The following is a 7378-nucleotide window of genomic DNA, read 5'->3' as shown; positions in this document are numbered from 1 at the left end:
GCAACCTCTGTAACTTACCCTACCACGCTCCCCGGCGCAAGCATCCTGTTCAGGATGCAAACCTCGGGGTGCCTGTCCGGCAAGCCCACCCCCGCTCCAGAGCGCACGAGGCCCTCTGAAATCTTCAGGTGGTTTCCGCCCCGGGACCGGCCAGTCACGCTCTTCGCGCTTCCTGTCCGTGTCTCCCTGTCGGGCGAACAACGAGAACGTTACGTCAGCCCGCAGGGTCCGTCAAAGCCACGATGCGTGACAGCCGACACAGAAGCGCTGTTCACCGGGTGTTTTTCCAAGAAGCCATCAGGTCCGGACGCGCCGGAGCCATGTCAGACCGGCCCAACGGCCCCCGTCCGCGGCCCGTAGGCCGGGCGCAGACCAAGAACTCCCCCGGTCGGCCATGTCTGCGTAATCTTTGGTTCAGATTTCGCCATCCGCCGTGCGGCGGCGCCCCACGGCCCGCCGCGCCACCTGGCAAGGAACAGCAGCAGCGGGCCTAGCCCAGGCGGAGCCTGAGCAGCTCCTCGAGCTCCCCGTGCGTGACCCCGTAGGTCTCGACGACGCGCGCACCGCCGTCCGCCGCGAGCGCCGGGCCGACGTCGATCACGGCGATGTCGCTGTAGATCCGCGACACGCAGCCGACGCCGGTGAGCGGCAGCGTGCACTCCCGGACCAGCTTGGGCTGACCGTCCTTGGTCAGGAGCGTCATCATGACGACGCTCCGCCGGGCGCCGACAGCGAGATCCATCGCCCCGCCCACGGCGGGCACCGCCCCGGGTCGGCCCGTGGACCAGTTGGCGAGGTCGCCCGACGTCGACACCTGGAAGGCACCCAGCACGCACACGTCGATGTGGCCGCCGCGCATCATGGCGAACGATTCCGCCTGGTGGAAGTAGGAGGCCCCGTCGAGCTCGGTCACCGGCACCTTGCCCGCGTTGATCAGCTCCGGGTCGACGTCGGCCGGCTCCGGGGCCGGGCCCATGCCGAGCAGGCCGTTCTCCGTGTGCAGGGTGATGCCCGAACCGGGCGGCAGGTGGTCGGCCACGAGCGTGGGCAGTCCGATGCCCAGGTTCACGTAGGAACCCGGCTCGATGTCCGCGGCCACCCTGGCGGCGAGCTGCGCCTTGGACAGCGGGGACCCGCTCCGCGGACCCGGGGGCACCGTCTCGGCGCTCACGAGGCCGAACCCTGCGCCGAGGCCTGCGTCCCGGACTGTGTGCCCGCCAGCACGGTCGCGCTGTCGAGCGCCACGACGGCGTCGACGTAGATGCCCGGGGTCACCACCGTCTCCGGATCGATCGAGCCGGTCGGCACCACCTCCCGGACCTGTGCGACGGTCCGCCGCGCCGCCGTGGCCATCACCGGTCCGAAGTTCCGGGCCGTGCGCCGGTAGACGAGGTTGCCGACGCCGTCGGCCCGGAAGGCCTTGACCAGGGCGACGTCGGCGGGCAGGGGTGACTCGAAGACCATCGGGACGCCGTCGACCACGCGGGTCTCCTTGCCCTCGGCGAGGGGCGTGCCGAAGCCGGTCGGGGTGAAGAAGCCGCCCAGGCCGGCGCCGGCGGCGCGGATCCGCTCCGCCAGGTTGCCCTGCGGCACCAGCTCGAGCTCGACCTCGCCGGCGCGGTACGCGGCATCGAAGTGCCAGGAGTCCACCTGGCGGGGGAACGAGCACACGATCTTGCGCACCCGGTGTTCGAGGATCAGCCGGGCCAGCGCGTCCTCGCCGTTGCCCGCGTTGTTGGAGACGACGACGAGGTCGCCGGCCCCCTGCTCCAGGAGCGCCTCGATCAGCTCGACCGGCTGTCCCGCCGGCCCGAAGCCACCGATCATCACGGTCGAGCCGTCGGCGACGTCGCCCAGTGCCTCCCGGGCCGTCCGCGCGACCTGGACGGTCATGCGGCTGCCCGCGCGTTCTCCAGTACGACGGCCACGCCCTGCCCGACGCCGATGCAGATCGCGGCCACGCCCCAGCGCTGGTCCTCGGCGAGCAGCCGGCGCGCGAGCGTGCCCAGGATCCGGGTGCCGGAGGCGCCGAGCGGGTGCCCGAGCGCCGTCGCTCCGCCCCACGCGTTCACGATCTCCGGGTCCACGCCCCACGCGTCGAGGCAGACGAGCGACTGCGCGGCGAACGCCTCGTTGAGCTCGACGGCGCCGACGTCGGCCCAGCCGATGCCGCTTCTCGCGAGCGCGCGCTCCGCGGCCTCCACCGGGGCGTACCCGAAGTACTGCGGCTCGTTGGCGACCGAGGCGCGGCCCGCGATCCGGGCCAGCGGCTCCAGGCCGGTCAGGTCCGCAGCGGCCGCGGAGCCGATCAGGGCGGCGCTGGCGCCGTCCGTCAGCGGGGAGGCGTTGCCCGCGGTGATGGTGCCGCCGTCCGACCGGAAGGAGGGCTTCAGTGCAGCGAGCTTCTCCAGGGTGCCGTCCGGGCGCACCGGCTCGTCCCGGAGGAGCTCCGTGCCGGGGTACGCGGTGACCAGGTCGTCGTACCGCCCGGCCTCCCAGGCCTCGTGCGCGAGGCGGTGGCTGCGCAGGGCGAACTCGTCCTGCCGCTCGCGGGTGACGCCGTACTTCTCGCGCAGCCGTTCCGTGGCCTCACCGAGGGACACCGTCCAGTCCGGCCGCATGCGCTCGTTCACCAGGCGCCAGCCCAGTGTGGTGGAGACCAGCTCGGCGCCGCCTGCCGGGTAGGCCCGCTCCGGCTTGGGCAGAACCCACGGCGCGCGGCTCATGGACTCGACGCCGCCGGCCACGACGACGTCGGCGTCGCCCGTCTCCACGGCACGGGCCGCCTGGACGACGGCGTCCAGCGACGAGCCGCACAGACGGTTGACCGTCACGCCCGGGACCGACAGCGGCAGCCCGGCCAGCAGCACGGCCATTCGAGCCACGTTGCGGTTCTCCTCGCCGGCGCCGTTCGCGTTGCCGAGGACCACGTCGTCGATCCGGGCCGGGTCCAGCTCAGGGGCCCGGCGGACCTGCTCGCCGACCACGAAGGCCGCCAGGTCGTCCGGCCGCACCCCGGCGAGCGCTCCGCCGTAGCGGCCGAAGGGTGTGCGCACCGCGTCGTAGACGAATGCCGAACTCATCGATTCACACCTCTGCACGTTCGCAGTGCGCACACAAGTTCCGTATGCGTACGCCCACGGTACCGCAGGGCTCAGCCGCGGGTGCGGGCCAGGTCCGCCTCGATCTCGGCGGCCGCACGCAGCAGCGCCGGCAGGAACTCGGCGACCAGCTCCTCGACCGCGCCGCGGCGCACCGGGGTGGACACGTTCACCGCGCCGACCACGCGCCCGGTGCGGTCCCGCAGGGGCGCGGCCAGGGACCGCAGCCCCTCCTCCAGCTCCTGGTCGACGAGCGCCCAGCCCTGGTCGCGCACCAGGTCCAGCTCCGCGCGCAGCAGCTCGACGTCGACGATCGTGCGGGGCGTGAGCGGCACCAGGGCCACGGCGCCCAGGAAGTCGTCGCGGTCGCCGCTGGGCAGGTGCGCCAGGACCGCGCGCCCCATCGAGGTGGCGGACGCCGGGAACCGCGTACCGACCTGGATCGCCGCCGACATGATGCGATGCGTGGCGACCCGCGCCACGTAGACGATCTCGGCGCCGTCCAGCACGGCGACCGACGACGACTCGCCGACGTCCTCCGCGAGCCGCTCCAGGTGCGGCTGGGCCACGTCCGGCAGCGAGAGGCTGGACAGGTAGGCGTACCCGAGCTCGAGCACCTGGGGGCGCAGGGCGAACACGCGCCCGTCGGTCACGACGTAGCCGAGCTCGACGAGCGTGTGCAGGAAACGGCGGGCCGACGCCCGGCTCAGGTCTGCAGCGCGCGCCACCTCGCTCAGCGTCATCCGGGCGCGGTCCGGGCCGAACGCGCGGATCACAGACAGCCCACGCTCGAGGGACTGCACGAACTCACCGGACCGGGTGCCGGGGTCCTGCACGATGTCGCTCATCCGGATTCCTCCATGCCGTCGGCGCGTCCGCTTCGCATCCTGGCCGAGCATCCGGCTGTCCGCACCAGGTCGCTCCCGTCGGCCGGGGAGCCACGCCTTTGGCAGCACGCCCGCCCGGGCCTCCCCTGGTCCGACGTCGGAGCACACCGTTGAGCCCCGGCGCCCGCGGCCCTGGTCGTTCTCCGAACGGGTGTGCCGCTCGCGAAGGTAGCGATCGCCCGGAGGCCGGGTCAATGGTTCGGCGGCCCGGAAAGCAACCGTGACCGGATCGCGACGTGCCGCAGGCGCGGTCAGATCTGTCTCACGCTGCCGGCCAGGTCCGCGATGTCCTCGGTGAGCGCGTCAGCACCTGCTTCGCGGAGCTCGTCCCCGCGTCGCCGCGTCTTGGCGTAACCGATGGAGCGGAGGCCGGTTGCCCTGGCCACCTGGATGTCCGACACGGAGTCCCCGATCAGGACGGTGTCGGAGGCGCTGGACGCCACGATCGTCAGCGCCCGCTCGACCGTGTGCGGGTGCGGCTTCATGAGATCCGGGCGCATGAACGGGCGACCGATGACGTCGCGCACCTGCGTGGTGAGCGCGTGGCGCTGGAGGTAGTTGCCGATCGCGAAGGCGTCGTTGTTGCTCACGATGACCACGGGGACCCCTGCGGCATGGAGGGCGGCGAGGAGGCCGTGCGCCCCCGGGGTCGGTGTGCAGGTCAATGCGGAGTTCGTCTCGGCGATCGTGCATGCGTCGTCTACATCAGCAAGCGCGTAGGGCGCGTGGGCGCCGGCCCATCGGACAAGTGCCAGGTGGTCCGACGTCGTGGCGATGTCGTCAGGCGGCGTGATGCCGTGGGCGCTGAGTGCTTCGCGGGCGGCGTCGGCGGCGTGCATGTTGGCCGGCGCGGGCATGAGCGGGGTGACCGGGCCGTCGAAGTCGAGCAGGACAGCCGTCGATTCCCTGAGGAGCCGTGCGGCATCGATCACGACGTCACCTCCATCGTCGGTGTGGTGGCAACGAAGAGGCCCCGGTCAGCGTTTCCGCTGACCGGGGCCTCGTTCCTGCTGTGCGCCCGAAGGGATTCGAACCCCCAACCTTCTGATCCGTAGTCAGATGCTCTATCCGTTGAGCTACGGGCGCTGGTCGTACTACTTACTGTCTGCCTGCCGTTCACACGGCCGACCGACGAGAACATTACAGCCTGTTCGGCGCGGACCCAAACTCAAATCCGTGCTTCCCGGGGAGAACTCCGTCACAACCGTCCGGAAGTCCGGCGTCTCCCACAGAAAAGGCCCCGGGCGTCACGCGCGGCCGGGACCTTCCTGGCGGAGACGGAGGGATTTGAACCCTCGAACGGGTTGCCCCGTTACCACCTTAGCAGGGTGGCGCACTAGACCTGACTATGCGACGTCTCCTCGCGACAGCCTTCACCCAGGCAGGGCGGTGCCGCGCGGCCCAGGCTACCTGGCGGACGGCAGCCTGAGCAAAGCGGGACGGACCGCGACCCGCCCGACCGCCCCGCAGCCGCGTGATCCCGCCATTTTTTCGTTCCGAAGCAGGTGGGCACGGGCGGTCGGTGCAGCGCCCTCGGCGCCGTCAGGCACATCAGGACAGCGTATTTCACACAGCGTCAATAAGCGGTACATTCGCGGTCATGGACTACGACGTCTTGGTGATCGGCTCAGGCTTCGGCGGCAGCGTCGCGGCCCTCCGGCTCACGGAGAAGGGCTACCGGGTGGGTGTGCTCGAGGCAGGCCGCCGCTTCGCGGACGACGAGTTCGCCAAGAACTCCTGGCACCTCAAGCAGTTCCTCTGGGCGCCCGCACTGGGCTGTTACGGGATCCAGCGGGTCCGGCTGCTGCGCAACGTCCTGTGCCTCACGGGCGCGGGCGTGGGCGGCGGGTCGCTCGTGTACGCGAACACCCTGTACCGCCCCCTCGACCCGTTCTACGCGGACCCCGCCTGGTCGCGCATCACTGACTGGAAGAGCGAGCTCGCGCCCTACTACGACCAGGCGGAGCGCATGCTCGGCGTGGTCAGGTACCACGGGCGGTCCCCGGCGGACGACGTCATCCGGTCGGTCGCGGACGACATGGGCGTCGGCGACACCTTCCGGCCCACCCGGGTGGGCGTCTACTTCGGCCCCGGCGGCGCGGAGTCGCCGTCGCCGGGCTGCCGGGCCGCCGACCCGTTCTTCGGCGGGGCCGGGCCGGAGCGGACGGGTTGCATCGAGTGCGGCGAGTGCATGACCGGCTGCCGGCACGGCGCCAAGAACACGCTGGTCAAGAACTACCTCTACCTGGCGGAGGGGGCGGGCGCAGTGGTGCACCCGCTGACCACCGCCGACGTCGTCCGGCCGCGGACCGACGCCGAGGGCGGCGGGTACGAGATCCGCACACACCGCACGGGCCGGAAGCTCGGCGCCCGCCGGACGTTCACCGCCCGGCAGGTCGTGTTCGCCGCCGGCACGCTCGGCACGCAGCGCCTGCTGCACGCCATGAAGGACGCCGGCACACTGCCGGGCCTCTCGAACCGGCTCGGGCACCTCACCCGCACCAACTCCGAGGCCCTGCTCGGCGCGATGACGCACAAGGTCGGCTCGACCGACTACTCGCGCGGGCTCGCGATCACATCGTCGTTCTACCCGAACGAGAGCACGCACATCGAGCCCGTGCGCTACGGCCACGGCTCCAACGTGATGGCGGCGCTGCAGCACATCCTGGTCGACGGCGGACCGTTCAGGTTCCTCCGCTGGTTCGCCGAGATGGGCAAGAACCTCAAGTGGCTGCCGGTGCTGATGGACTGGCGCCGCTGGTCCGAGCGGACGGTCATCGCGCTGGTCATGCAGGCCCATGACAACTCGCTGACCACGATGACCCGCCGCTCCCCGTTCGGCCGCTTCATGACGTCGCGGCAGGGCACCGGAGCGCCCAACCCGAGCTGGATCCCCGAGGGCCACGAGGCCGTGCGCCGCATGGCCGACACGATGGGTGACGAGGGGGTCGAGGGCATCGCGGGCGGCACGATCGGCGACCCGTTCAACATCCCGCTGACGGCGCACATCCTGGGCGGCTGCGCGATCGGCTCCGCCGCGGACGACGGCGTGGTGGACCCGTACCTGCGGGTGTTCGGGCACGAGGGCCTGCACGTCATGGACGGCTCCGCCGTGACGGCGAACCTCGGGGTGAACCCGTCGCTGACCATCACGGCCCAGGCCGAGCGGGCCTGCGCGTTGTGGCCCAACGCGGACGACCAGGACGGACGGCCCGCCCTCGGGTCGGCCTACCGGCCGGTCGAGCCGGTACGGCCGGTAGCCCCGGTCGTGCCCGAGGCGGCACCCGCCGCGCTGCGTCTGCCCATCGTTGGCATCAGCTAGCGACAGCACGCCAGCGACCGCACGACGGAGCGCCTGTCCGGTCCCGCCCGACGAGTGTCGGGCGGGAC

At 71.8% G+C, this 7378-nt stretch carries 6 protein-coding genes and 2 tRNA genes; 1 reads left to right on the top strand and 7 read right to left on the bottom strand.

Annotated elements, in window-relative coordinates:
- Nucleotides 1–490 precede the first annotated feature (490 nt).
- From ACFU5G_RS28080 to ACFU5G_RS28050, 7 genes are all read right to left on the bottom strand, one after another.
- Nucleotides 491–1171: a 3-oxoacid CoA-transferase subunit B gene (locus tag ACFU5G_RS28080; RefSeq protein ID WP_377252085.1), complete on the bottom strand. Its 681-nt coding sequence runs from the start codon at nucleotides 1169–1171 to the stop codon at nucleotides 491–493.
- Complete coding sequence (locus tag ACFU5G_RS28075) at nucleotides 1168–1893, bottom strand: 3-oxoacid CoA-transferase subunit A (protein WP_377252083.1); 726 nt, start codon at nucleotides 1891–1893, stop codon at nucleotides 1168–1170. Before ACFU5G_RS28075 ends, ACFU5G_RS28080 begins: the two co-directional genes overlap by 4 nt.
- Nucleotides 1890–3083, bottom strand: a complete 1194-nt coding sequence (locus ACFU5G_RS28070) for a thiolase family protein (RefSeq protein ID WP_377252081.1) — start codon at nucleotides 3081–3083, stop codon at nucleotides 1890–1892. The genes ACFU5G_RS28075 and ACFU5G_RS28070 overlap by 4 nt, the downstream gene beginning before the upstream one ends.
- A gap of 71 nt (nucleotides 3084–3154) precedes the next feature.
- On the bottom strand, nucleotides 3155–3949 hold the full coding sequence (locus tag ACFU5G_RS28065) for an IclR family transcriptional regulator C-terminal domain-containing protein (protein ID WP_377252079.1): 795 nt from the start codon (nucleotides 3947–3949) through the stop codon (nucleotides 3155–3157).
- A 290-nt stretch (nucleotides 3950–4239) separates the two neighbouring features.
- On the bottom strand, nucleotides 4240–4920 hold the full coding sequence (locus tag ACFU5G_RS28060) for an HAD family hydrolase (RefSeq protein ID WP_377252077.1): 681 nt from the start codon (nucleotides 4918–4920) through the stop codon (nucleotides 4240–4242).
- Between the two features lie 81 nt (nucleotides 4921–5001).
- A tRNA-Arg gene (locus ACFU5G_RS28055) sits at nucleotides 5002–5074 on the bottom strand.
- Between the two features lie 183 nt (nucleotides 5075–5257).
- Nucleotides 5258–5349, bottom strand: a tRNA-Ser gene (locus ACFU5G_RS28050).
- 239 nt (nucleotides 5350–5588) lie between these two features.
- Between ACFU5G_RS28050 and ACFU5G_RS28045 the strand changes: the two genes are divergently transcribed.
- A complete protein-coding gene (locus ACFU5G_RS28045; RefSeq protein ID WP_377252075.1) occupies nucleotides 5589–7310 on the top strand; it encodes a GMC oxidoreductase in 1722 nt (573 codons plus the stop codon).
- Nucleotides 7311–7378 lie beyond the last annotated feature (68 nt).

The sequence above is a fragment of the Promicromonospora sp. NPDC057488 genome (assembly GCF_042802395.1).
Lineage (GTDB): Bacteria > Actinomycetota > Actinomycetes > Actinomycetales > Cellulomonadaceae > Promicromonospora.
The sequence above is the reverse complement of the archived record's forward strand: the minus strand, read 5'-3'. Positions and strand labels throughout refer to the sequence as shown.